Origin of the sequence: Bacillus cereus group sp. N8, assembly GCF_016483685.1 — a bacterium.
GTDB classification, from domain to species: Bacteria; Bacillota; Bacilli; order Bacillales; family Bacillaceae_G; genus Bacillus_A; species Bacillus_A proteolyticus.
This window is the reverse complement of record NZ_JAEHBK010000185.1, coordinates 1-256: the sequence shown is the minus strand read 5'-3', so window position 1 is coordinate 256 and position 256 is coordinate 1. Positions and strand designations below refer to the sequence as shown.

The window sequence follows — 256 nt, the reverse complement described above, 5'->3', positions numbered from 1 at the left end:
GTAGTTATCGGTGATAATCTAGCGGTTGTATTTAAATTGGAAAGGCATAACCATCCTTGTGCTATTGAACCATATCAAGGAGCTGCAACAGGCGTTGGTGGTATTTTCCGTGACGTATTCTCTATGGGAGCACGTCGAGTAGGTCTATTAAACTGACTTCGCTTCTGTGAATTAGAATCTGCTCGTGTGAAATTTTTATTCGAAGAAGTTGTAGCAGGAATCGGATGATTCGGTAACTGCTTCGGTATTCCTACTG

General features: G+C 41.8%; 1 pseudogene. It reads left to right on the top strand.

From position 1 onward, the window contains the following. Positions 1–225: pseudogene (locus JDS80_RS30940) on the top strand (AIR synthase related protein); the annotation flags it as partial. Positions 226–256: the final 31 nt, after the last annotated feature.